Raw genomic sequence first — 24364 nt, forward strand, 5'->3', positions numbered from 1 at the left:
TCTTGTTCATTGTAGCTCATCATTCTGTGCCTGTCCCGGGTAAAACCAAAAAAAGACAGCCTCACCGCCAAAGTTTTTCAGGGGCGGTGATGGACCGTTCTGATAAATATGACGCGTATTCAAAATTTCTCCGTTTTGTCAGGTAATCGACCGATCTCAGCTTCGGATGGGAAAAAATGCTGCGCCCGGGGCGGGAATTGGCTTCAAACATCCAAACTTTCCCTGAATTATCGACGCCGAGGTCAAAACCGATTTCGCCGATAAAACCTTCAATGTGCTCATTTAACACGCGGCTGACCGCCAAGGCGGCTTTTGAAAGTTTCCGCATCATGCCGACTCTCTCTCGCGGATCGCCGTATAATTCAGCTAACGTCCTGACTTCTCCGCCGGTTGCCAGATGCGTCGTGATGCTGTTTTCACCGGAAATTTTTGCCGCAATGGCCGTCACTGTCCATTTCCCCTCGGCGTTTTTATTCGTGTGCACCCTGAAATCGACGGGGCGTCCATCCAGCCGGATCAGGTCAATGCCTTGCTGAATTAAAAATGCGGACGGGTCATTGTTTTCTTTAAATGATTTCATGAAGGATGCCGCATCTGAATACTCTGCCGTCACCACCGTTTTTTCCTCATTCGTGTGTTTGACAGATAAGCCGGCATCTGTTTTTTCCACCTTGTAAATCCCCGTTCCGAGTGCGCCGTCTGCAGGTTTGATATAGACGGTGTCAAATGTGCTGCATAACGTCTCTAACGCTTCTGCATTCGGGTGCAGGACAGATTTTGGCAGAAGTGAAGCGGTGAGGCTGTTTTTTTCCAGAAGCTTATGAATGTCCCATTTATTAAAGAATTGAGGATTAAACCACGGAATCTGATAGACATTCATCAGCCTCTGTTTTGTCTGCTGTAAAAGCGGAACTTCTTCCGTTTTTCGGCTCGGGAGTCTGTCATATACGACATTCGGAAGCGGGACGGCCGTCCGTTTCCAGCTGTTTTCTTTATAAATCAGCGCTTGGACGGTGCCTTCTTCCCAGTTGATCTGATGAGCACCGAAAACGAAACAATATCCGTTCGCCTGTTCATGAAGAGAGAGCATCTTGGAAAAGAAGGCTGTACGGTCTCTTAACGGGCGGGTCGGCGATGATGTGAACCCGGCTGTGAAAACGCCGATCAGCGGACCGATGTGCACCGTCTGGCCGTGTATGAGAAAGTCAGCCCGGCTTTTATGCGGTATCAACAGCTCCTCAAACAAATCTTCAGAAAGGAGCGCGCTTTTTTCAAGTGATTGAGAAAAGGCTACACGGCATTTGACAACCTTGGTCCCGAAGGCAGCGGATAAAAGCCCTTCCCGTTTCATGGAGGAGGGGAGAAACAGCGTATTTTTGCTTTTTTTATCGATGCCGACAATCATCCCTTTATGATTCACGCGGTAATACTCCTTTCCGGCTTTCCTGTGACTGAAGTTCGCGGAAGCGTCTCAGCGGACTCGTATACAAATCCTCTTTCGCCTCCGGAGCCACGCTTAAAATAGCTTTCCGCCCCGGCTTTGAATTGACATCCAAAAGCCAGATGCGTCCGTCTTTGGCATAACAAATATCGAGCCCCAGCTCAAACAGCGGTCCGAACCGTTCGTCAAGGAAATAAGGGACGGATTGGGTGATCGAAAAGACATCATCCAATAAAACGGCCTGCTGCTTTCTCGGAATTTCCTCAAACCATGTGTCAAACTTAATCGGTTCTGATCCTCCGGGGAAATGAGATAAAAGACCGTTCTGATAACCCCTTCTGACCGCTTTTCCGACCGTTTCCCAAACGCCTGACTCAGTTTTGCGCATGAAAATGCGGATGTCGCACGGATGCCGTTCTTTATCCTTGATATTTAAGTAGGATTGAAGCAAATAGCGGTGCTGCAGCACTTTTTTGCACCAGGACTTAAAAGACACGTGATTGGAAAATGATTTTGTTTGTTTGTTTTTTCCGATATAGTAAGTGGCCGTAATTGATTTTTTGCCTGTTTCAAGCAGGATGATGCCTCTGCCTCCCGCGCCGAAAGCGGGCTTAAGTATACATGCTTTTTCCTTGGCTAAGTATGATTGCACCTGTTCATAGCGGCTGACTTCGGCCGTTTCAGGAATATAGGGACTGATCAGATGATGTTTTTGGAGCGCATCCGTGACCGTCCATTTATCAGGAAGCCCCCGGCCGATAAATTCCGTTTTCCGATATTTTTTCAGCCATTCGACGATCGGTTTGGCTTTTTGCGCTTCAGCGGATTTTCCGTAAAAACAGCGGTCGTAAATATATTCGGGAATATCGATTTCCGTTTCGTTCCACTTTCCGCTTTGCGGGTGATAGACGAGCGCTTTTACGCGCAAAGAATCCGGAAATATATCAAACGGTGTAAAGCGGGCTAAGCGCACATTATATTGAGGCGCTCTTTCAGCCAATTCCCCGGCGTAATCTTCTTCGTGCCGGCGGGATACAGACATAAAACCGAGTGTTGTCATATTATTACTCCCCCTTTATTCAAAAAGCCGCTGATGGAACGGCCCTTCCATTCAATAAATATGCTAAGCGCATCATAAAAGATGATCTACTGTAAAGAGTACGAAACAGCATCTTGCCTTATTCCTCACAAACAACAATTCAGGTTCTTCATTTGCCCGCATGCACGCCAGCCTCTATAATACGAATAGATATATCATCAAGAAAATAGAACATTAGATGGAGGCAGAAGAAGAGGAATGGGCATAGCAGGAACGTTTCTATTTATGATTGTGATCGGAGCCGCGATCGGCGCGGTGACGAATCATCTTGCCATTCAGATGTTATTTCGTCCGTACCGGCCGTATTACCTGTTCGGAAAACGGGTTCCGTTTACGCCGGGGCTGATCCCGAAAAGGCGGGATGAATTGGCAAAACAAATGGGGCTCATGGTGACGAACCACCTTTTAACCCCGGAAGGAATAAAAAAACGGCTTTTATCAGATACCGTTAAAAACCAGGCGCTTCTTTTCGCCGAACAATTCACACAAAAAATGGCCGCTTCCGAGATGACGGTGCACGAAGCTTTGGCCGCCGCGGGCATCCGGAATCCGCAGGAAAAAACGGATGCCTGGATTGACCGTTTTACCGATGAAAAGCTTTCGGAACTGTACCGGAAATATGAGCACCGCGCCATAAAAGACTGGCTTCCTGATGAGCTTCAGGAAAAGCTGGATGAAAAAGTCCCGATGGCCGCAGATTATATCCTGAAGCGGAGCATTGATTATTTTGAGAGCGAAGAAGGGAAAGACAGGCTCGGAAATATGATTGACGACTTTTTGAACTCCCGGGGGATGCTCGGCAGCATGGTGCAGATGTTCCTCGGCAATTCAAGCTTGGCAGACCGTGTGCTGCCTGAGCTGTTAAAGTTTTTGCGCAATGAGGAAACGAAAAAGCTTCTGGCTGATCTGCTTTCTCAAGAATGGGGCAAGCTCAAATCTTATACACTTTATGAGGCCGATGAAAAGTGGAATGCGAAAGATCTGCTGTTCAGCATGAAAAAGCGGGCTTTGGCCGCACTTCAAACCGCGCCCTTTTTCGAATGCCGGCTCGGTGACATCATCTCCCGTTATGAAGGGGAGATTACGGGAACGTACGCGCCGAAGCTGCTTGATGCGGCGCTCGGCAGTATTGCCGCTCATTTGGAGGATGTACTGAAACGGCTGCGTCTTGAGGAAGTGGTCAAAGAGCAGGTTGATCAGTTTCCCGTTGAACGGCTGGAGGAAATGGTGCTGTCGATTTCCAAGAGAGAATTTAAGATGATAACGTATTTAGGCGGTCTGCTCGGCGGGATAATCGGAGCAATTCAGGCTTTGTTTGTCATTCTTTTCTAAGGAAAACATACGCCGATGATAAAGTCGCTCCGCAGTCTGTTATAGTGGAGTGGTATGTCCGAAAGGAAGAAAGGAGCGGTTACTATGGCAGTTCATTTTTATGATGCAGCATATGATCTTGAAAAAGCTTTGCGAAACAGTGATGAATACAGCCGTCTGAGAGGGCTTTATGATCAAGTAAACGCAGATGAATCGGCAAAACGCATGTTTGATAACTTCCGCAATGTACAGCTGCAGCTGCAGCAGAAACAGATGTCAGGTGAAGAAATCACTCAGGAAGAGGTAGAGCAGGCACAAAAAACGGTTGCTCTCGTACAGCAGCATGAATTGATTTCTCAGCTGATGGAAGCGGAACAGCGCATGAGCATGCTGATCGGCGAGTTAAACAAAATCATTATGAAACCTCTTGAAGAGCTTTACGGCAGCCCGGAATAAGCTCCAAACCCCTCCATCTATGAAATGGAGGGGTTTTTTTATTCAACAGAAAAATCAAGCGAACCTTTTACCGTACCGTTAATGATGACAGACAGAGTGTGAATTCCCCGATAATGCTTGCGGGTGGTTAAATCTTTAAGGGAATGATGTTTGCTGAAGGTTTTTACGTCCCCGTTATCCATGGCGGACTCCGACATCTTAAACACCTTGCGGCTGCGGTGCCCCCTTTTCTTTACAAAATCAATCGCGTATTCAACCCTGACTTTTTGCCGGGCGGATGAGCGGATCTGAAAAGAAAAATGTATGCTTGTTCCGATGGCGGCCGTTTCCGAATTCAGTGTAAAACGTTCCAATGAAATCCGGGAGGCGTCTTCAAACCCGAAAACCGCAAGCGCCTGTTTGTCTCCTCTTTTTAACAGTGTCCTGCAGGCGTGTTTCAAAATCCAGTCCGTGTGCGGACAGCTTCCGAACCGCTCGGCTGCGATCTGTACCAGAAGATCCGGATGTGTTTTGGAGATGTCATTCAGGTTATTCGCCACGCTTTTTCTGACATATAACGAGTCATCCTGCATCAAGCGGTCCAGAACAGGGAGAATCGGAGAAGGATCGTCAAGAAGAGCCGGAATGGAGATTCCCCATGGCAGGTGCGGTCTTGAGCCTTCGCTGGCAAGCCTTCTGACATGTTCGTCCGGATGCTCCGTCCAGGAAAGGAACTCTTTGAACATCCGCTCCCGATCAAGCCTGATATACGGGCGGACCGCAAATTCGGAAGTGGAAAAACGAGTGAAATACTGAAGCGCCTTCATGGATTCGTCCCAGTGATCCGTTCCGTACTGTTGGACATAATCGGGAAAAATAATCCCGGCGAGCCCTGAGAAGCGGGGAGCTGTCTCATATAAGACGTCAAGCGCCCGTATGTAATCCTTCGGCAGTGTTTCATATAAAGAGTCTGTGATCCGGCGCATCCGCTGTTTTAACGTCAGTCCGGGCCAATCTTCCTGAAATATCAGCGCCCGGCACTTGTCCCGCTCAAAAGCCGGATGCGCCGATTTGATTCTGTTCAGAAGTGCTTCTGCAAATTCTTCGTTATAAATATCTTTTAATAGAGACATGACAGTCACCGCTTTTTTTCTTTTATTATATGAGAATGTATGTTCCCTTTCAACTTTATCATACATTCAGCACAGATATTTCCTCTGATTTTTTTAGTTAAAAAAACCCTTGTTTTTTAACAATATAATTGAGATAATAACTCTGAAAGCGCCTACACTTACAGATGATCTAAGGATACGGTCGCCTATACTGCCTGGTATGTTAAGGGGTAGCAACAGAGAGTAAGTGAAACGAGCGCATCAACGGTCAAATAAGGGGTTCCTGATATATTTCGTAAATAGAAATACACATTGGGGAGAAGGCAGCAAATCGATCGTATCCCAACAAAACGACAGTTCAAAGTCTGCTTGAGGCAGGCTTTTTTGCTGCGGAGAAAAGGTTGTTCTAAACAAAGAGACAGGGTCATATCCTAATGACAAGTACAGTCATCAAGGAGGGGGACTTCTCTGTGTCAAAACAAATGCTGGCGTTAAATATAGACGGAGCGCTTCTTCGCTCCAACGGCAAACTTCATCAGACGACAAAGGATGCCATCGAATACGTCAAGAAAAAAGGAATTTACGTCACACTGGTCACAAACCGCCATTTTCGCTCCGCTCAAAAAGTGGCGAAAATATTAAAGCTGAATGCAAAATTGATTACCCACAGCGGCGCATACATTTCTGAAAAAATAGATGAGCCGTTTTTTGAAAAGAAAATATCAGAAGATCACACGTTTAATATCGTTCAGGTGCTGGAAAGCTATCCATGCAATATCCGGCTTCTTCACGAAAAATATTCGATCGGAAACAAGAAGAAAGTGAACTCCAATCTGGTCGGGAAAACAATGATTCATCCGTCTGACCCGATTTTTTATCCGGTGCAGTTTGTCGAATCATTAAGTGACCTGCTCCTTGATGAGCCGGTTTCAGCGCCCGTCATCGAAGTGCATGCCGAAGATGGCCTGCAGGCTGATATAACGGATACGATAATGAAAGCATTCCCGGCCGTCGATGTGATCCGCGTCAACGGAGAAAAACTGAACATCGTGCCTAAAGGGGTTTCAAAAGAAAGCGGACTTTCGATGGTCGCCGCTGAACTCGGGCTTTCAATGGAAGAGGTTGTGGCTATCGGCCATCAGGAAGATGATCTGCCGATGATCGAGCTGGCCGGTCTCGGCGTCGCGATGGGGAATGCCTCAAATGAATTAAAAAGAAAAGCGGACTGGGTGACAAGGTCAAATGATGAACAGGGAGTCGCCTATATGATTAAGGAATATTTCCGCATGCAGCACCGCAAAGGCTTTCTCGATAAGTTCCATATGAAACGGCCGTAATCAAGAGCCGCAGACGCGAAACGCCGGTCTGCGGCTTTTTCGCGGATTGATTTTAGCCTGTTCTTTCTGTACACTAAAGAAAGTTTTGAATCTGAAAAATAAGGTGATCACATTGCAAATAAAAATAGACGGCATCACGGATGACAGGCTGCATCGTCCGCTGCAAAACATCGCGAATTTATTTTTTGAAGAGTGTGTTCTTGCGTACGGCGAAACGGAGGAACCCTCTGATCTCGTCATCTCACTTGCCATTTCTCAAGATGCAGACAGCGTGTCGGTATCCGGAGAAATCAAAGGAACCGGCGAAAAGGAACATCATACGAAACCGCTTCTTGCCGGATGGAGCGAAAAAGAAGTATTTAAACAGGTGAAAAACACGCTGTCATACGTCTACTTAAATCTTCTTCAATCGCATACGGGCATGACACAAAAATGGGGAATCTTAACCGGCATCAGGCCTACTAAACTTCTTCATAAAAAGCTGCAGAGCGGCCTGACAAAAGAAGAGGCGCACGCCGATCTGAAAAAAGATTATCTGATCCATGATGAAAAAATCAATCTGATGCAGGAGATTGTCGACCGCCAGCTTGCGGCGGTTCCCGATCTGTACCGGGTCAAAGATGAAGTCAGCATATATATCGGCATCCCGTTCTGCCCGACGAAATGCGCCTACTGCACATTTCCGGCTTATGCCATTCAAGGACAGGCGGGAAGAGTCGGCTCCTTTTTATGGGGGCTTCACTATGAAATGCAGAAAATCGGAGAATGGCTGAAACAGCATGATATCAAAGTGACGACCATTTATTTCGGCGGCGGCACGCCGACAAGCATTACCGCTGAAGAAATGGATCTTTTATATGAAGAAATGGTCCGCTCTTTCCCGGATGTCGCAAATATCAGGGAGATTACCGTTGAAGCGGGCCGTCCCGACACGATTACGGAGGAAAAGCTGGCCGTTTTAAATAAGTATAAGATTGACAGAATCAGCATCAACCCGCAATCTTATGAAAACGAAACGCTTAAGGCCATCGGCAGACATCATACAGTTGAAGAAACCATCGAAAAATACCATCTTTCCCGCAAACACGGCATGAATAACATCAACATGGACCTGATCATCGGCCTGCCGGGAGAAGGGACGGCTGAGTTCAGGCACAGTCTTGAGGAAACGGAAAAGCTGATGCCTGAATCTTTGACCGTTCATACGCTTTCTTTTAAACGGGCGTCAGAAATGACGAGAAACAAGCATAAGTATAAAGTTGCCGACAGACAGGAAGTGTCCCGCATGATGGATGACGCCGTCCGCTGGACAAAAGAGCACGGCTATACGCCGTACTACTTGTACCGGCAGAAAAACATTCTCGGAAACCTTGAAAATGTCGGCTACTCCTTCCCTGGTCAGGAAAGCATCTACAACATTATGATTATGGAAGAAGTGCAGACGATTATCGGTATCGGCTGCGGCGCGGCAAGCAAATTCATTCATCCGGAAACCGGAAAAATCACGCACTTCGCCAATCCGAAAGACCCGAAATCATATAATGACCGATTCGAGCATTATACAGAAGAGAAAATCAAATACTTAGATGAGATGTTCGTCAAATCTGCATTATAATATCAAAAACGGCACGGAATCAGCGTGTCGTTTTTTTTATGTTTAACCGTCTGCAAAAACGGGAAAAGACCATCAGACTGTTATTCGTAAGAGGTGTAATTATGTATGATGTCATAGGAGCGGGAATCGGGCCGTTTAATTTAGGGCTTGCCGCCTTGTTAGAGGATATACCCGGAACAGACGCTCTTTTTTTCGATAAAAAGAAAGAATTTGCGTGGCATCCCGGTCTATTAATTAAAGGGACGGATTTACAGGTGGCGTTTCTGGCGGACCTGGTCACGCTCGCCGATCCGAAAAGCCGCTACACGTTTTTAAACTTTCTCCATGAACATGACCGGCTGTACCGGTTTTATACGTTTAATGAATTTGATATTCCGAGACGGGAATTTAACGACTATTTGAGCTGGGCGGCTTCAGAAATCAAATCATGCCGTTTCGGCTCAGAGGTAATCGGTGTGAAAAATGCCGGCGGACATTATGACGTCAGCGTCAAGAACATTGAGGACGGAAGCATCAGTGTCTATCAAACGAAGCATTTCGTCATGGGGACGGGGTCTGAGCCGCTTATTCCCGCAGAGATTGCTGACGAAGCGCGTCAGGACACGATGGTCAGCACGGAATATTTGTTTCGGAAAGACGAGCTCGCCGGCGCCGAATCAATTACGGTGGTCGGTTCCGGACAGAGCGCCGCGGAGATCTTTTCTGACTTATTGCACGATGAACAATACCGCCGCAGCCGGCTGCAATGGGTGACACGCTCCGCCGGATTTCGAGAATTGGAAACCGCCAAGCTCGGGCAGGAAATGTTTACACCTGATTATGTGGAATATTTTAACCGCCTGCCTTTTAAAGAACGGCTGAACACGCTCCCTGAGCTGGACGGACTGCGCCACGGCATTGATTCTGACACACTTGCCGCCATTTACGATGCCCTGTATCACAGATCGATCAGCGGAGGTTCGCCTGACGTGTATATTCAGCCGATGGCGGAGCTTGAAAAAATTGAAAAGCAAAATGGGCGCTGCGTACTGAGCTTTCATCAATGGCAGATGGATGAAACCTTTACGGCCGATTCAGAAAAAGTGATATTGGCGACCGGCTTTAAACCTCATATTCCGGAATGGTTTACGGCAATTGCCCCCGATATCGAATGGGAGGATGAGAAACGGTTTAAAGTGACGGCCGATTCCCGTCTTATCTTTAAGGACGACAGGCGGCATCATTTTTTCACATTAACGAATCTTGATCATGCTCACGGAACAGGCGCTACGAATTTGAAGCTGTCTGTTTACAGAAACCAAAAAATCATCAATACCATTCTGGGGAAAGAGCATTTCTCCATTAATAAAAAAACGGCTTTTCAGCAATTTCTTCCCGCTCAAAAAAACTGACCCCTTATGAAGAGGTCAGTTTTTTTATGATTTCTGCGGCTTCTTTTCAGGCGTCTTCCATTTGAACACGCTGTTCAACAGGAGATATATCCGCTTCGATTCTTTCGTGAGCAAAGGGCCGAAGATGGCCAGTATTAAAACATATAAGGCGGCGAAAGGTTTAAGTGAAGCGGACAGGCCGCCGGCGATGCCGAGATTTGCGACGATAATGGAGAATTCGCCGCGTGACACAATGGTCAGCCCGATATTAGACGATGCTTTATGAGAAAGCCCCGCCCGGCGTCCGGCGATCATGCCGGCGATAAAGTTTCCGGCAATCGTCAGCAGAACGGCGCCGAGGGCAAGCCATACCGCATCTCCGAGTGAAAACGGATCAATGCTGAGACCGAAGCTGAAGAAAAACATGGCCCCGAAAAAGTCACGGAACGGCACGACAAGATGCTCAATCCTGTCAGAATGGGCCGTCTCCGAAAATACGAGTCCGAGCAAGAGCGCGCCGATCGCTTCAGCGACATGAATCGTTTCGGAAAAGCCGGCAATGAAAAAGAGCGCGGCGAAAATGACGATGACAAATACCTCGTTTGAACGGATATCAAGCAGCTTGTTCAGCAGAGGCGGCAATTTTCGGGCGGCAATGAAAAACAGCAGCATATATCCGAAAGCGATCACGATTGACATCAGCGCGCCTCCGACAGACGTCGCGTCTCCCAGAACAAGCCCGGAGACGACGGACAAGTAAACCGCCAGAAAGATATCCTCAAACATAATGATGCCGAGAATCAGCTCCGTTTCCGGATTGGCCGTGCGCTTTAAGTCGACAAGCACCTTTGCGACAATGGCGCTTGATGATATCGTGATGACACCCGCCAATACAAGCACTTCCAAAAAGGAAAAGCCCGTGATAAAGCCGTAGATCAGCCCTAAACTGAAATTAATCAGAATATAAATCGTTCCGCCGGCGGCAATTGAACGTCCGGATTTGACTAATTTTCCGACCGAGAATTCAAGCCCGAGGTAAAAGAGGAGGAACAGGACGCCCATCCGTCCGAAAAATTCAATCACTTCCCGGCTTTCGATAAACGTCAGGTCAATGATGCCCGCTTGGGGCGCGTGCGGCCCGACAAGCATTCCTAAAATGATCAGGAAGGGGATGATCGAGAATTTAATTTTATTGGCGATGACACTCGCAATGGCCACAAGAACTAACGCCGTACCGACTTCAAATACGAGATGGTCCATAAACAGATCACACTCCGTCTCTGGAGAGGAAGTCTTGGATCAGTTTCTTCAGATGCTTTCTTTCACCTGAGAGGACGAGTGTATCGTTTGCTTCAAGGAGCGAATCAGCGCCCGGGTTTAAAAGCTTTTTCTGGTTATGCTTAATGATGGCGATGACCGTCACGTCATAGTTCTGGCGCACATCCAGTTCGCCGAGCGTCCGCCCTGCCGCTTTTGCCCCTTTTTCAACTTTAAACCATTCGATAATCAGATCGTTGAACGCCATTTCAATCGATTCAAGCGCCTGCGGTTTATACACCATCCCGCCGATAATCGCGGCAATCTGTCTTGCTTCCGCATCATCAAGTGAAATGCTTGCCAGAAGCTCATCAGGGTCGCGGTCATCAAATCTGTAAATTTCCCGCCTGCCGTCATCATGAATGATGATCGTCATTTTTTCATGATTTCTCGTTTCGATTTCGAATTTTTTCCCGATGCCGGGCAGATCGTTTTCTTTAATATTCATAAAAAATCCCTCCGGAATATACTGTTTTTACACCGTAAATACAGATTGGCAATGAGAAATGGTCTGATGCCGGAGGTAATTTGACTGGTATTGTATCGGAATGGCGCATGTCCTTTCCATGGTGGAATCAATGAATTGATCAAGAGGTTTGACAGATAACAGGGAGATCATCCGGGATAACGCACCGTATCCTTTTGACAGGCCTTGCGGAGCGGTTTTGGTTTGAACCGGCGTCTTTGCCGAATCCGTTTCCTGCGGGTAAACCGAAATTTGTACATGGCTGTCTGTTTCTGTCACCAATTGGGAAGGAAGAGCGACATCCGAAGGGGGGAACAGCACCATAAAAAAGCTCAGTAACAAGCTGAGTATCACATATTTCATTATCGGCGTTTTTCCCCCCTTTTGTTTTGTATATCAATTTCACTATATAAAAATGTATGTTCAGTTTCAAATGATATGCATTTTTCGGTATCTGTTGACCTTGAAAAATAAAGGAGTTTCGCTTCGGGGGAAGGAATATATCATTTGAACAAAATATGTAAGCGGATTCAAGGGGGATGTAAACATGCAGTATATTCGTTATGAAGAAAAGGGAAAGATCGCGGAGATTGTGCTGAACCGGCCTGACAGTTACAATGCGCTGAATGAACAAATGCTCCGGGAATTGGAAAATGCATGCGTGATGGCAGCCGACAGTGAGGCGCTTATCGTGCTTTTACGGGGGGAAGGCCGGGGATTTTCCGCGGGCGGTGATATTCAGATGATGACGTCTGATCATGATTCAGGAGAATATGAACGGCTCATGAAAATGATCGAATCCATTACGCTGACCCTCTATGATATGAAAAAAATTGTGATTGCCGCCATCCACGGAGCCGCGGCGGGGCTCGGGCTGAGTTTCGCGCTGTGCGCCGATGTGGTGCTCGCCGAAGAAAACGCCCGCCTCGCGATGAATTTCATCGGCATCGGATTGGTTCCCGATGGAGGAGGCCATTATTTATTAATGAGACGCGTCGGTGAGATCGAAGCGAAAAAACTGATTTGGAGCGGTGAAAAATTGCCGGCTGAAAAAGCGGTGCGGCTCAAGCTTGCCGACGGGCTGTTCAGCGGCGGCCCTAGTGAGGGGGCACAACCGTATATCGACCGATTGCTGCATGCGCCGCTGTCAGCGATGATTGAAACGAAGGCTATTTATCAGAGCCTCCATATCAGCCGGTTAAAAGACGTTTTGTCTCTTGAACGAAAGGCCCAGGAAAATATGAGAAAAACGGATGATCATAAAGAGGGCATCCGCGCCTTTTTAGAAAAACGGACGCCGCAATTTAACCGGTAAAATACAGAAGCCGGAAAGCTTCTGTTATCTGTGGAATAAAATCAGCTTTCCGGCTTCATTTACCAAGCGATGAGTACTGTTCTCAAGCTTTTTTTCCTTCAATAAAGCCTCTCCGGCGGCCTTCGCCTCCGCCTCATTATCCGCTTCGATCCGTTCATTCAGCAGCGTTTCTCCCGACGCATGGAATGCGGTCAATACATATTGTCCCATCATGTCACCCCCTTTATAGAATGATATTCTGATAAAGAATTTAAAATCCTCCATTAATTTTTACCCATTATTAGTATATAATGGGTCAAGGAAGGAGTTGGATTTGTGCTTACAATTGAAAACGTAACGAAAACATTCGGCAGCTTTACCGCTGTTGACAATTTGAACCTGCAAATACCTGAAAGGGAAATGTTCGGGCTGCTCGGCGCAAACGGCGCGGGAAAAACGACGACCTTTCGGATGATTTTAGGTCTTTTAAGCCTGACTGACGGGCATATCACCTGGAAAGGACAGCCGGTCAATTATTCCATCAGTGAAAAAATCGGCTATCTCCCGGAAGAGCGGGGGCTGTATCCGAAAGTGAAGGTGAGTGACCAGCTTGTCTATCTGGCGAGATTAAAAGGAATGGGCAAAAAAGAGGCGGAAAAAGAGCTCATGACATGGCTCGAGCGGTTCGGCATTACAGATTACAAGAATAAGAAAGTCGAAGAGCTGTCGAAAGGAAACCAGCAGAAAATCCAGTTCATTTCGGCCGTCCTGCATAAGCCTGAACTGCTGATTCTCGATGAACCTTTCAGCGGTCTTGATCCGGTGAATGTCGAGCTGCTGAAAGAAGCGGTCATTTCTTTGAAAAACAGCGGCGTTTCCATCGTTTTTTCAAGCCACCGAATGGAGCATGTGGAAGAACTTTGTGAGAATTTGTGCATTCTCCAGAAGGGAAAACCCGTCGTTCAGGGCAATCTGAAAGACATTAAGCGGTCTTTCGGCAAAAAAAATGTCACCGTTCATTCAGATGATGACCTCAGCTTTTTAAAAACGCATGAAGGCGTCGTGAAATGGAAGGAAACAAATGACGGGATCAGACTGCAGGTCGCGAATGAACCGGTTTCTCAGGATATTTTCCGGGCCCTGCAAGGGAAAGGTTTTATACGGAAGTTCGAATTGGAAGAGCCGTCACTGCATGATATTTTTATAGAAAAGGTGGGGGCCGTTTATGAATAAATTTTGGATTATGCTGTTTCATACATATAAAAACAAAATCGCGGCAAAGTCATTCATTATTTCGACCGCCATTACCGTTTTATTAGTATTAGCGGTGACCAACCTGCAATCGATTATATCCGTGTTTCAATCGGATGACGGCAAGCAGCAAATCGCGGTGATTGATGAAACGGGCGGGCTGTACCCGGCGTTTGCAAAACAGCTTAAAGCGGCGGATACAGACAATGATCTGCAGGCAATGGAGACGAAGGAGTCCGAAAAAGATGCCGTAAAGCGAGTCAAAGACGGTGAATGGGACGGACTGTTTATCATCAGACAAGATCAAAAAGGAACGATAACAGGAGCATACAAGGCGCTGACCATTTCCGATGAATCAGCGTATAAACTGCTCAAGCAGGCTTTAACCCAGACAAAAACCGCTGTCGAAACCGCCAAGCTCGGCATTTCGGCAGAAAAAGTCAGCAGCCTCTACACTCCGCCGGAAGTCAGCAAAGACGCGCTGGAAAAAGGGGCGAAGTCTGAGGAAGAGCTCGGTCAGGTAATGGGGCTTGTATACATCATGCTGTTTGTCATCTACTTCTCAGTTATCATGTACGCAAGCATGATTGCGATGGAAGTGGCGACGGAAAAATCGTCACGGGTCATGGAAATTTTAATTTCAAGCATGCCGCCGATTCAGCAGATGTTTGCCAAACTGTTCGGTATCGCGCTCGTGGGGATCACACAGTTTGGGGTGCTGATTGCGGCGGGTTATCTCTCACTGAAGCTGAACCCTCATAATGAGGCGTCGTCGCCGATCAGTGCATTTCTCAATTTTACGGATGTTCCGGTCTCGACGATAGTCTATGCCGTCATTTTCTATTTGCTCGGCTATTTTCTTTACGCGACGCTTGCCGCGTTTCTCGGCAGTGTTGTCAGCCGGATAGAGGACGTACAGCAGACGATTCAGCCGATGGTTTTTTTAGTCGTGGCAGGTTTTATGATCGCCATGTTCGGCATCGGCAATCCTGACGCCGGTTTTATTACCGTTACATCTTACATTCCGTTTTTCACGCCGATGATTATGTTTTTACGCGTCGGGATGCTCGATATCCCGTTTTGGCAGGCTGCGGCCGGAATCGCCCTGACACTGGTCACTATCGTGATCTTTGCGGCGGTCGGCGCGAAAATTTACAAAGGCGGCGTATTGATTTACGGAAACGCCAGCGGATTCAAAGCGATCAAACAAGCGCTGCGCATCTCCAAAAAATAAGTGAAACAGCCCGGAACAGCCGGGCTGTTTTTTTATTTTGCAGAACGTGCATTCGTATAAAAACGGTGCTAAAATAAAGGTAATTCAATTTGCAGAAAGGGGAGGGCGAGATGACTGATCTGACGTTTATTCATGCCGCTGACCTGCATCTGGACAGCCCGTTTTACGGCATTTCGAATCTGCCTGAACCGGTATATGCGCGTATTAAAGAAAGCACATTTCACAGCGTCCGCCGTCTGACGGACGGGGCACTCCGGGAGCAGGCAGATTTCGTGCTGCTTTCGGGGGATCTGTTTGACGAAGCCAACAGAAGTTTAAAAGCCCAGCTGTTTTTGAGAAAACAGTTTACGAGATTACAGGAAGCGGATATCCAAGTGTTCGTCATATTCGGCAACCATGATCATTTGGGCGGTAAGTGGACGCCGATTGAATGGCCGGAAAATGTACATATCTTCACCTCGGATACACCGGAGGAAAAATCCTTCTTTAAAAACGGAGAGCTTGCGGCAAGCATATACGGATGCAGCTATCAAGAAAGAAGCGTAACGGTCAATCAGGCGGCCCGTTACCGGAAAATGACCGGCGCGCCTTATCATATCGGCATGCTCCACGGCATGTTATCAGGAGCGGAAGGGCATGACCCGTACTGCCCGTTTACGAAAGAAGACCTTGAAAAAAGCGGCATGGATTACTGGGCGCTCGGACACATTCATAAACGGCAGGTTCTGTCCGCCCGGCATCCCGCCGCCATTTACCCCGGGAATATTCAAGCCCGGCATTTAAAAGAAACCGGGCCTAAGGGATATTATCTCGTCCGGGCGGCAAACGGTGAGATGTCTTGGGAATTCAAAGAAGCGCATGATGTGTTATGGGAGGAAATTGATCTTGATATCTCCGGAGCTGAACATATGACTTCACTTCTGAAAGCCGCATCGGATACATTCTCCGGCTTGCGCGCGGCGGGCCGCCCGGCATGTGTCAGGCTGGTGCTTCGCGGCGCGGCGCCCCGCTTTTGGACGGAGGCGCCCGCAGGCATCGCGGAGGAGCTTCTTTCCGCTTTACAGGAGGAAGAGGCCGAAGAGGAATGTTTCGTCTGGCCGCTTGCGCTTGAGGATCGGACGGATGAAACAGACAACGTGCCGCCCGATCCGTTTTTTAAAGGGCTCCTTCAGGACATAGAACAATGCGCGGACATGAGCGGTGTATTTGAAGCCCTTGAGCGTCATCCCGTATACCGGCGTCAGATGGCTTCATTTACAGATGAAGAGATACTGGATATTAAGCGGCAGGCTCAAGCCGTTTTAAGACGCCAGATGAAGGAGATTCAGCGATGAAAATAACGGCGATGCATATTTACCAATACGGAAAATTTTCCGACCGAAGTTTTCAGCTGTCAGATTCTCCCGTGCAAGTGATCTACGGGTTAAATGAAGCGGGGAAAACGACATTGATGTCCTTTATCAAAAGCGTGCTGTTCGGTTTTCCGAAATCAAAAAAATACGAACCGAAAAACGGCGGGGTTTACGGCGGCGCTGTGGAATTGAAGCATGGCGATCACGGCGCTGTCAAAATCGAACGGACAAAAGGCGCTGCCGAAAAAGTCAGAGTGTATACGGCTTCAGGCGAAATCAAGGACGGAGAATGGCTCAAACAGCTTCTCTCCGATACAGACCGGGCGCTGTACGAAGCGATCTATTCGTTCGATGTATTCGGACTGCAGGAGATTCAAGCTTTTAACCGGGACAAAATCGGCGAGTTTCTCCTGTATTCGAGCTTATTCGGGTCGGAAGCGGCGGCAAAGCTTGACGGGCGGCTGGCAAAAGAACTTGACAGGATGTATAAGCCGAACGGGCGGAACCCCCGCTTAAATCAGGAGTTGGATACATTAAAGCGGCTCAGCGCCCAGCTGAAACAGGCGGAAGCTGCGGAAGCGGGCTATCACAGCCTTCTGGAAGAGAAAAAAAGCGCCGGCGGCCGTTTGCAGGATGCCGAAGCACGATTGAAAGACATAACTGAAGAAATCAAAACAGTAAAATCAGCGATAGAAGCAAAGCCGCTCGCAGATAAAAAAACAGCCTTGGAAAGCGAACTTTCTTCTTATCCGGAAGCATTGAAGCAATTCCCGAAGGACGGAATGCATCAGCTTGAAAAATACGAATCGCATCTCCATCCGAAAGCGGCCCGTCTTGAGGGGCTTCGGGCAAAAGCGGATGAACTCCGGCGGCAGGCTGAGCTGCTCGCTCCAAATGAGGACTTGCTGCAAAAAGAGCGGCAGCTGCAGGAGCTTTCCGGCGAGCAGCATATGTACGAATCGCGCGGCGAACAGCTTGCCGCCATCCAATCACAGATCCGGCAGACATCTGCCCGCGTTTCGTCAGGATTGCAGCAGCTCGGAAGACATGAGGAAGACGGCATTCTTTCACTGAACACCGATTATGAATATGAATGGCGGCTGCAGGAAGCCGTGCAGAGCGCCGGACAGGCAAGAGAAAGAAAGGCACAGCTTGATGCGATGTTCGAACAAGCGCGGCTGGAGCTGGAAGAAGCCGAACGAAAACATGCCGTGACGGCGGAAAACATTTTGGACCCCGCTGTCAGGAAAGAAAAAGAAGCCGCTTTACAATCATATAAGCAAACGGCTGATACAGAAGGAAACGAATGGCAGGCACATGTTCAGCATCTGGAAAAACAGCGCGCCAGACAAAAAAAGCTCTTTCTCGGTGCGGGCATTCTGTTCATTGCGATTTTCGCTATGTTAAAGGAATGGCTGCCCGCCGCCCTTTTTACCGGCGCTCTGCTGCTGTATATGCTGTCCGGCATGCAAAAACCGTTGCCGTCAGAAAGAGGAGGGCCCGGACACAAGAAAAAGAAGCCGGCGATCTCTAAAGAAGCGGCTGATCTTCTGCAGGAAGAGCTTTGGCGTGACGGCCGGCACCGGCAGCAGCTGATTGCGGATCAAGCCGTGCTTGAACAGAAAGAAGCGGCATATGAAAGAATCATCCGCCAATATGAAGAATGGGAGGCGGAAATGGCGCCGTCTGAAAAACAGGCGGAACTTTTTATGAAGGAACTGGGGTTTTCAGGAAGTCCTTCCCATCTTCTTGACGCATATCATGTGATGAAAGATGTCAAAAAAGAAATCCTTAACAAGCATGAGCTGACCATTGAAGCGGGCCGGCTGCAAAAGCTGCAAAGAGCATTTGAGGACCGGGTCAAAAAGCTGAGTCCTTCAGACGGAAGGAAGCTGTCCGTAAAAGAAAGACTGCACGTTTTGCTGGCGCAGGCGGAACTGGCCCGTGAGGAAGCAAAACGAAAGCAGGCGCTCGAAACGGATCTGCTGCATGCACAAGAGCAAATGCGTGAATTAAACGAAGAAGTTCATTACTACGAACAGCAGGTCAAACAGCTTTTCATGGCGGCAGGCGCAAAAAACCGCGAACACTTTTGTGAACTCGCCAGGCTGAATGAAAGCCGCCGGGAAACAGAGCGGCAGCTGCGCGAAATCAAAACGCACTTGTCCGGCATAGGCGGAAAACAGCTGGAGCCGTACATGAGCCGCACAGTGTCCGAACTTGAACATACAGTCGTTCAGAAGGAAAAAGAGAAAGAAACGCTTGAGGAAAAAAACGCGCAGCTCCGTGAGCAAACCGCTTTATTAACGGTGAAGCAAGAGCAGCTGGAGTCTTCGGGGCTTGTATCCGATTTAAAACAGCAGACAGAAATGCAGAAGGAGCGCGTGAAAAAAACCGCTAAAGAGTGGGCCGCATTACAGACGGTCAGACACATTATCAGGGAAAAAATGGAGCGGCATAAAAAAGTGACGCTTCCCCGTCTGTTAGAAACCGCCGGTGCATTATACGGACCGCTTACGGACGGACGCTATCACAAATTGTATTTTTCCGAAGCTGATGATTCCATTATGGTCATGCGGAAAGACGGAACGGTGTTTTCTGCAGGCGAACTGTCACAGGCGGCATGCGAGCAGCTTTATGCGGCGATTCGTTTTGCCCTTGCGTCAGAGAGGGAGTCTGCGGTATCACTGCCGTTTTTACTTGATGACAGTTTTGTCCATTTTGACAGGCAGCGGCTGCAGCGGCTGTTTGATGTGCTGAATCAGCTTTCAGAAGGCGGGCGGCAGATACTTTATTTCACCTGCCATGAGCATGTCAGCCGGTCTTTTCACAGCGGACAAGTCATGCGGCTCCTGTCATAAAAGAGTTTATTTTCAAAAAAGAGGTATGTGCTATACTGGTATTATGTAAGATATGGAGGGAGCTTTTAATAGAATGGCAAAAGGTATTATGCTGCACGAGGTCGGCGAGCAGGTCGATCAATACTTTCTGATTAAATCTTCGACTAAGGGAATCGCAAGCAACGGAAAACCATTCCTGACGTTAATACTGCAGGACCAATCGGGAGATATCGAAGCGAAGCTGTGGGATGCCAAGCCGACTGATGAAGTAACGTACGCGGCGCAGACGATCGTGAAGGTGATCGGAGATGTCCATCACTATCGCGGACGAAACCAGCTTAAGCTGAGAAACATCCGGCCGGCCGGCGAGAACGAAAATGTCAGCATTGATGATTTTCTGGAAACGGCGCCGATTCCGAAAAATGAAATGATGGAAACCGTCACTCAATACATTTTTGAAATGAAAAATCCAAACATCCAGCGGATCACAAGACATCTGGTCAAAAAATATGCGGCTGAGTTTATGGATTACCCGGCTGCGGCTAAAAACCACCATGAGTTCGTCTCCGGGCTCGCGTATCATGTAGTGTCCATGCTGAACCTGGCAAAAGCGATTGCCGATCTGTATCCGTCTCTTGACCGGGATTTACTGTATGCCGGAGTCATTCTGCATGATCTCGGCAAAGTAAAAGAGCTTTCAGGCCCCGTCTCCACAACGTACACCGTGGAAGGGAATCTGCTCGGGCACATTTCGATCATGGTGACAGAGCTTTCAAAAGCAGCCGAAGAGCTTCAGATTGACGCTGAAGAAGTGCTGATTCTGAAACATTTGATTTTAAGCCATCACGGAAAAGCGGAATGGGGAAGCCCGAAACCGCCGATGGTGAAAGAAGCGGAAATTCTGCACTACATTGATAATCTGGATGCAAAAATGATCATGATGGACAGAGCGCTGGAACGGGTGAAGCCGGGCGAATACACAGAGCGTGTATTTGCGCTTGAAAACCGTTCTTTCTATAAACCGACTTTCCATCAATAAGATAAAAAGGCCGATTCTCTATGATCGGTCTTTTTTACGTTCAGCTCTCATAACTTGTCTTTATCAAGCATAACTTAGAATAAAGACTCTGGGTGAAAAAGGGAGGAAACCGACGTGCTATTTTTTCCTTGGTGGGTATACCTTTGCATTATCGGAATTATTTTCAGCGCATATAAGCTTTTCACAACAGCTAAAGAAGAGGAAAAGCTTGACCAGTCGTTTATTGAAAAAGAAGGAAGGGTGTATATTGAACGGATGGAACAGGAACGCGAGCGCCGTATGGCTGCGCCCGCAAGTGAAAACGGGGATGCAGAAGAAAACTCCAATCATTCCATCGCATAAAAAAACTGTGCGGCTCGCCGAGAGCCCGCACAGTTTTTTTATTTAGATTCAGAAGATGTTGAAGTGTTAAACGTGTCTTTTAAGTCTTTGTCTTCCACTTTTACGTCAGCTTTTTTCATGACTTTTTGAATTGCCGCCTGTACAGCTGAGTTGTCGTTTAATTTCTGTTTAAGAACTTCTTCTTTCAGTTCTTTTTTCATGTCATCATATTTGCCGCGTTCTTCCGTCTTTTTGATGATATGATAACCGAATTTTGTTTTGACCGGATCGCTGACTTGTCCGACTTTCAGGCCGAATGCAGCTTTGCTGAATGTTTCATCCATTGACTTTTTATCGAACCAGCCAAGGTCGCCGCCGCTGTCTTTTGATGTGTCAGTTGAGTATTCTTTCGCAAGCGTTTCAAACTTCTCGCCTTTTTTCAGCTTTTTCTCCACTTCGTCAGCTGTCTTTTTGTCAGCGACAAGGATGTGGCTTGCGCGGATTTTACCTTTTAAGCCGTCGTAATATTCTTTCGTTTCGGAGTCAGTCACTTTGATGTTGTCTTTCGCCGCTTTTTGTGCAAGCAGTTCGTACTTCACCTGATCTTTCAGGTAATCTTCGCCGTACTGCTGTTTAAGGGCGCTGTACTGATCACCGAGCTGCGTTTTGTACTCTTTCAGCTTGTTATCGATTTCTTTATCCGTTACTTTGTATTTTTTTGCTAATACTTTTTCTTGTACGAGCTGTGTCAGCACACTTGCACCCGCAGTTTTTTTCATGTTCGTGTAGAGCTCGCCTTTTGTTACATTTCCGGCATCTGTCTTGGCGATTACGTCGTTGTCGCCGCTGCTGCAAGCGCTGAGAGCCAGGACGCTCGTTGCCGTAATAGCTGCTATCGCGATTTTCTTCATTCCTTTAAACACTCCTAATCATCCAAATTAAATTGCATATGCGTATCATAACATATTGTGGCTTTCTGTAAAAAGATTTTAAATAAAGGGCATTCGTCTAGTCAAACTTTTTCCTGATACATACAAATATATTGATCATGAAAAGGAGGTAATGAACCATGGGCGGAGGATATTCAAACGGTTTCGCGCTGCTCGTAGTACTGTTCATATTGCTTATCATCGTAGGTGCAGCTTACATTTGCTAAGCGAAACGGATCGCTTTTTCTAAAAGCGGTCCGTTTTCTTACCCGGGCGCCTAATCGTTTCAGAAGTAAATTGCATATGATGTAATTGGAAAAATAAAACGTTTTGTAGGAGGTGCTTTTGGAGATGGGTGAAGTATTTGCAGGCGGTTTTGCATTATTGGTTGTTCTGTTCATCTTATTGATCATCATCGGCGCTTCTTGGCTTTATTAAGAAAAAAATATGGCTGTCGGGGGGTCAGACCTCCGTCAGCCATATTTTTTTGCCTGTTTACACAGTAAAGGAGATCTCGACGAATGAAGAGATCAGTAAAATTAAAATAGATACATTAATAAAACGGAATACCTTATCCTGCCGGTCTTCAGGAATCTCTCTGACAAGGCATAATGTATTTGTGAGCCTGTTTATGAAATAAAGAATAAACAGGGCAGCCACGATAAAATAGAATAAAATGATGGGAGATTCCCCCTCTCTCTGAACTGCTCCCATATTACATTACCAAATATTTATTAAAAAAGATAGAATGTAACCTGAAAAATCAGCGGGACATCAAGACTCCGGCACTTTTTTTACTAAAATATCAAAACCGTCGGATTCCTGGTCAATCAGACATGATTTGGGCGCTTTGACCAGATGGAGCGCAAACAGAAGATCAGGCAGGCAATACCCCGCATGAATGCTCGAAATCATATAAAAGTAATGAGCGTGTCTCGGAAATGCCAGTCCGGCATAAAACAATAACGGCGTAATGAATAAAAACGGGCTGATCGTTGAAATCAGCATCGTCGTTTTCGGTATGCCTTTCCATGTCGGCATCCGCAAGAAGTACATTTTCATTTCCTTTTTTCTTTTTTTACAGATCATCGGCAGGACATGTATGACTTTATGTACAAATAAAGTAACAACGAGCAGAACACAAAAAGCAAACACGTGCCCGTCACTTAAACTGATATTCGGACGCAGCAGCCCGAATGCCAAGAAGTTGCATATAAAAAACAGGATCATAAAACCTACAGCAGTCAATAATAAACGAACCGCACCATAATCTTTGATCAGATTAATGGTTTTCCAGCAATTCATCAGAGTCATCCTTCCGTACAAAGATGGAATACAATCTCAAAATAATTTACTCTCTTCAGGAGAAAAAATCAATCCTTTTTTAAAGAAAAAAATAAACCTGGAAAGAGAAGAACAGAAGAGCTCGGTGAAACATGGAAATGTACGGTTTAACCTTTCTTCTCCATTCATTATCAGCTAAAATAAGATTAAAGATAGAAAGAAGTGAAACGGATGGATTCAATGGATCAGCGTATCGGGCGTTTAGAATATTACATACAATTGCTGGTGAAAACGGTGGATATGGATAAGTACCCTTTTTATGCGATGATGATTGAAAAAGGGCTGACCGAAGAAGAAGGAGAAGAGGTCGGGCGGATCTGCCGCGAATTGGAGGACGAGCTGGAGTCGCAAAAAGCGCAAGGCTTTGTGACGTTTGACAAGCTCCTTGCGCTTTTTGCGGGACAGCTGAACGAAAAATTAGATGTTCATGAAACGATTTTTGCTCTGTATGAGCAGGGGCTTTATACAGCGCTGATGGAAGAGTTTATTGAGATTATGAAGCACTTTGATTAACTGTTGATCGGTTCCAGCTCTTCAGCCGTTTCATGGACAGCCGATTCGTCCGTTTTTTTCTTCAGCCTTCCGTCTTCACTTTCAAAATCATTGTTTATGTTTGTCAATGATTTCTCGAATATCTCCATAAAATCTTCGCCGTAAATGTGGCGGATGACACAGGTTAATTCTTCAACCTCAGGAAACTTCCCGAATAAGTGGTAGATCGGCTGTGAGCCTTTAAACACCGCGTTCCTCGACGGATCAAATTCCTCAAGCAGGCTTTCGAATACATTTTCCCCTTCTTCAGTTAACTGAATGTACGTGTTCCGTTTATCATTCAGCCGCTTGGAAAATTTCAGATATCCCCGTTCTTCAAGCTTTTTTGAAAAGTTAAATGCAGTTGATACGTGCATAACGCCGAATTTGGCGATTTCTGAAATAGAAGCTCCTTTAAGCTGATAGGCAATCCATAATATATGATGCTCATTAATATTAAGGTCGTACGGCTTCAGCCAATTCTGCCAGTCTTTCTCGATAGATTTCCAGAGCGCTTTGGACAGCTGCGCCATTTTTTGGGTATAGATTAAAGCTTCTTTTAGATCGTAAGGCGGTTCAACACGATTCAATACAGATCACCTGCTTCACATTTTCTTTTCCTCTATTATGCCAATAAAATAAAGATTAATAAAGATGAAAATTTAAGAATTTTATAATAAATTCTTAATCCTTTGCTGGGAAAGGCTTTAAACCGCAAAAAAAAGT

Annotated in this window: 26 protein-coding genes; 15 read left to right on the forward strand and 11 right to left on the reverse strand. The window is 46.8% G+C overall.

Translation table 11 applies throughout. From position 1 onward, the window contains the following. Window positions 1-61: 61 nt before the first annotated feature. Both NYE38_RS04980 and NYE38_RS04985 read right to left on the reverse strand, forming a co-directional pair. Entirely contained in the window at window positions 62-1420 is a 1359-nt protein-coding gene (locus NYE38_RS04980) for a YheC/YheD family protein (protein ID WP_017417365.1), read from the reverse strand. Further along, a complete protein-coding gene (locus NYE38_RS04985) occupies window positions 1410-2501 on the reverse strand; it encodes a YheC/YheD family protein (protein ID WP_017417366.1) in 1092 nt (363 codons plus the stop codon). The genes NYE38_RS04980 and NYE38_RS04985 overlap by 11 nt, the downstream gene beginning before the upstream one ends. 237 nt (window positions 2502-2738) lie before the next feature. Between NYE38_RS04985 and NYE38_RS04990 the strand changes: the two genes are divergently transcribed. Together NYE38_RS04990 and NYE38_RS04995 are read left to right on the forward strand one after the other, a co-directional pair. Further along, window positions 2739-3872, forward strand: a complete 1134-nt coding sequence (locus NYE38_RS04990) for a DUF445 family protein (protein ID WP_014417318.1) — start codon at window positions 2739-2741, stop codon at window positions 3870-3872. Between the two features lie 84 nt (window positions 3873-3956). Continuing rightward, window positions 3957-4307, forward strand: coding sequence for a YlbF family regulator (locus NYE38_RS04995; RefSeq protein ID WP_014720937.1), 351 nt, complete (start codon window positions 3957-3959; stop codon window positions 4305-4307). Window positions 4308-4345: 38 nt separating this feature from the next. On the opposite strand, the gene NYE38_RS05000 is transcribed toward NYE38_RS04995, so the two are convergent. Further along, window positions 4346-5485, reverse strand: coding sequence for a DNA alkylation repair protein (locus tag NYE38_RS05000; protein WP_017417367.1), 1140 nt, complete (start codon window positions 5483-5485; stop codon window positions 4346-4348). Window positions 5486-5868: 383 nt separating this feature from the next. Here NYE38_RS05000 and NYE38_RS05005 point away from each other — a divergent pair, with 383 nt between their 5' ends. The 3 genes from NYE38_RS05005 to NYE38_RS05015 all read left to right on the forward strand — a co-directional run bounded on the left by NYE38_RS05005 (window position 5869) and on the right by NYE38_RS05015 (window position 9741). After that, window positions 5869-6735 carry a Cof-type HAD-IIB family hydrolase gene (locus tag NYE38_RS05005; protein ID WP_012117197.1) on the forward strand — a complete coding sequence of 289 codons (867 nt, stop codon included), beginning with the start codon at window positions 5869-5871 and terminating at the stop codon, window positions 6733-6735. 112 nt (window positions 6736-6847) lie between these two features. Continuing rightward, window positions 6848-8350, forward strand: a complete 1503-nt coding sequence (locus NYE38_RS05010) for a coproporphyrinogen III oxidase (protein ID WP_038457470.1) — start codon at window positions 6848-6850, stop codon at window positions 8348-8350. A 101-nt stretch (window positions 8351-8451) separates the two neighbouring features. Continuing rightward, window positions 8452-9741: a SidA/IucD/PvdA family monooxygenase gene (locus NYE38_RS05015; protein ID WP_014417321.1), complete on the forward strand. Its 1290-nt coding sequence runs from the start codon at window positions 8452-8454 to the stop codon at window positions 9739-9741. 24 nt (window positions 9742-9765) lie between these two features. Here NYE38_RS05015 and NYE38_RS05020 read toward each other — a convergent pair whose 3' ends face one another. Genes NYE38_RS05020 through NYE38_RS05030 form a run of 3 tightly spaced genes read right to left on the reverse strand, consistent with a single transcriptional unit; the run spans window position 9766 to window position 11866 of the window. After that, entirely contained in the window at window positions 9766-10980 is a 1215-nt protein-coding gene (locus NYE38_RS05020) for a cation:proton antiporter (RefSeq protein ID WP_003155266.1), read from the reverse strand. A 7-nt stretch (window positions 10981-10987) separates the two neighbouring features. Then, window positions 10988-11485, reverse strand: a complete 498-nt coding sequence (locus tag NYE38_RS05025; protein WP_012117200.1) for a cation:proton antiporter regulatory subunit — start codon at window positions 11483-11485, stop codon at window positions 10988-10990. 27 nt (window positions 11486-11512) lie between these two features. After that, entirely contained in the window at window positions 11513-11866 is a 354-nt protein-coding gene (locus tag NYE38_RS05030) for a hypothetical protein (RefSeq protein ID WP_014417322.1), read from the reverse strand. A gap of 184 nt (window positions 11867-12050) precedes the next feature. Here NYE38_RS05030 and NYE38_RS05035 point away from each other — a divergent pair, with 184 nt between their 5' ends. Then, window positions 12051-12818, forward strand: a complete 768-nt coding sequence (locus NYE38_RS05035) for an enoyl-CoA hydratase (protein ID WP_017417370.1) — start codon at window positions 12051-12053, stop codon at window positions 12816-12818. Between the two features lie 24 nt (window positions 12819-12842). Here NYE38_RS05035 and NYE38_RS05040 read toward each other — a convergent pair whose 3' ends face one another. Continuing rightward, window positions 12843-13028: a YhzD family protein gene (locus tag NYE38_RS05040; protein ID WP_015239502.1), complete on the reverse strand. Its 186-nt coding sequence runs from the start codon at window positions 13026-13028 to the stop codon at window positions 12843-12845. A gap of 105 nt (window positions 13029-13133) precedes the next feature. Between NYE38_RS05040 and NYE38_RS05045 the strand changes: the two genes are divergently transcribed. The 6 genes from NYE38_RS05045 (at window position 13134) to NYE38_RS05070 (ending at window position 20855) form a co-directional block, all read left to right on the forward strand. Further along, the gene (locus tag NYE38_RS05045) at window positions 13134-14030 is read left to right on the forward strand and encodes an ABC transporter ATP-binding protein (protein WP_007409231.1); all 897 of its coding nucleotides are present in this window, start codon (window positions 13134-13136) and stop codon (window positions 14028-14030) included. After that, complete coding sequence (locus tag NYE38_RS05050; RefSeq protein WP_017417371.1) at window positions 14023-15282, forward strand: ABC transporter permease; 1260 nt, start codon at window positions 14023-14025, stop codon at window positions 15280-15282. The genes NYE38_RS05045 and NYE38_RS05050 overlap by 8 nt, the downstream gene beginning before the upstream one ends. A gap of 110 nt (window positions 15283-15392) precedes the next feature. Beyond that, window positions 15393-16616, forward strand: a complete 1224-nt coding sequence (locus tag NYE38_RS05055) for a DNA repair exonuclease (RefSeq protein ID WP_071181675.1) — start codon at window positions 15393-15395, stop codon at window positions 16614-16616. Next, a complete protein-coding gene (locus NYE38_RS05060) occupies window positions 16613-19495 on the forward strand; it encodes an AAA family ATPase (RefSeq protein WP_326116803.1) in 2883 nt (960 codons plus the stop codon). Before NYE38_RS05055 ends, NYE38_RS05060 begins: the two co-directional genes overlap by 4 nt. 73 nt (window positions 19496-19568) lie before the next feature. Further along, window positions 19569-20513: a 3'-5' exoribonuclease YhaM gene (yhaM, locus tag NYE38_RS05065; RefSeq protein WP_014417327.1), complete on the forward strand. Its 945-nt coding sequence runs from the start codon at window positions 19569-19571 to the stop codon at window positions 20511-20513. Between the two features lie 114 nt (window positions 20514-20627). Continuing rightward, window positions 20628-20855 (forward strand): sporulation YhaL family protein, encoded by a 228-nt coding sequence (locus NYE38_RS05070; protein ID WP_012117207.1) that lies wholly within the window; start codon window positions 20628-20630, stop codon window positions 20853-20855. 38 nt (window positions 20856-20893) lie between these two features. On the opposite strand, the gene NYE38_RS05075 is transcribed toward NYE38_RS05070, so the two are convergent. Beyond that, window positions 20894-21745, reverse strand: a complete 852-nt coding sequence (locus NYE38_RS05075; protein WP_257988957.1) for a peptidylprolyl isomerase — start codon at window positions 21743-21745, stop codon at window positions 20894-20896. A gap of 158 nt (window positions 21746-21903) precedes the next feature. Between NYE38_RS05075 and yhzE1 the strand changes: the two genes are divergently transcribed. Further along, window positions 21904-21990, forward strand: a complete 87-nt coding sequence (gene yhzE1 / locus NYE38_RS05080; protein ID WP_017417375.1) for a sporulation protein YhzE1 — start codon at window positions 21904-21906, stop codon at window positions 21988-21990. A 124-nt stretch (window positions 21991-22114) separates the two neighbouring features. Then, window positions 22115-22201, forward strand: coding sequence for a sporulation protein YhzE2 (gene yhzE2 / locus NYE38_RS05085; protein WP_003155248.1), 87 nt, complete (start codon window positions 22115-22117; stop codon window positions 22199-22201). Window positions 22202-22258: 57 nt separating this feature from the next. Here the strand turns inward: yhzE2 and NYE38_RS05090 are convergent, their stop codons facing one another. After that, window positions 22259-22477: a hypothetical protein gene (locus NYE38_RS05090; RefSeq protein ID WP_003155245.1), complete on the reverse strand. Its 219-nt coding sequence runs from the start codon at window positions 22475-22477 to the stop codon at window positions 22259-22261. A gap of 60 nt (window positions 22478-22537) precedes the next feature. Next, window positions 22538-23068: a DUF3267 domain-containing protein gene (locus tag NYE38_RS05095; RefSeq protein ID WP_007409225.1), complete on the reverse strand. Its 531-nt coding sequence runs from the start codon at window positions 23066-23068 to the stop codon at window positions 22538-22540. Between the two features lie 210 nt (window positions 23069-23278). On the opposite strand from NYE38_RS05095, the gene NYE38_RS05100 reads away from it, so the two are divergent. After that, entirely contained in the window at window positions 23279-23620 is a 342-nt protein-coding gene (locus NYE38_RS05100; RefSeq protein ID WP_003155243.1) for a YhaI family protein, read from the forward strand. Here the strand turns inward: NYE38_RS05100 and NYE38_RS05105 are convergent. Beyond that, the gene (locus NYE38_RS05105) at window positions 23617-24228 is read right to left on the reverse strand and encodes an HTH-type transcriptional regulator Hpr (protein WP_014417329.1); all 612 of its coding nucleotides are present in this window, start codon (window positions 24226-24228) and stop codon (window positions 23617-23619) included. The genes NYE38_RS05100 and NYE38_RS05105 overlap by 4 nt on opposite strands. Window positions 24229-24364 lie beyond the last annotated feature (136 nt).

Source organism: Bacillus sp. EU63 (genome assembly GCF_038592915.1).
GTDB lineage: Bacteria > Bacillota > Bacilli > Bacillales > Bacillaceae > Bacillus > Bacillus velezensis.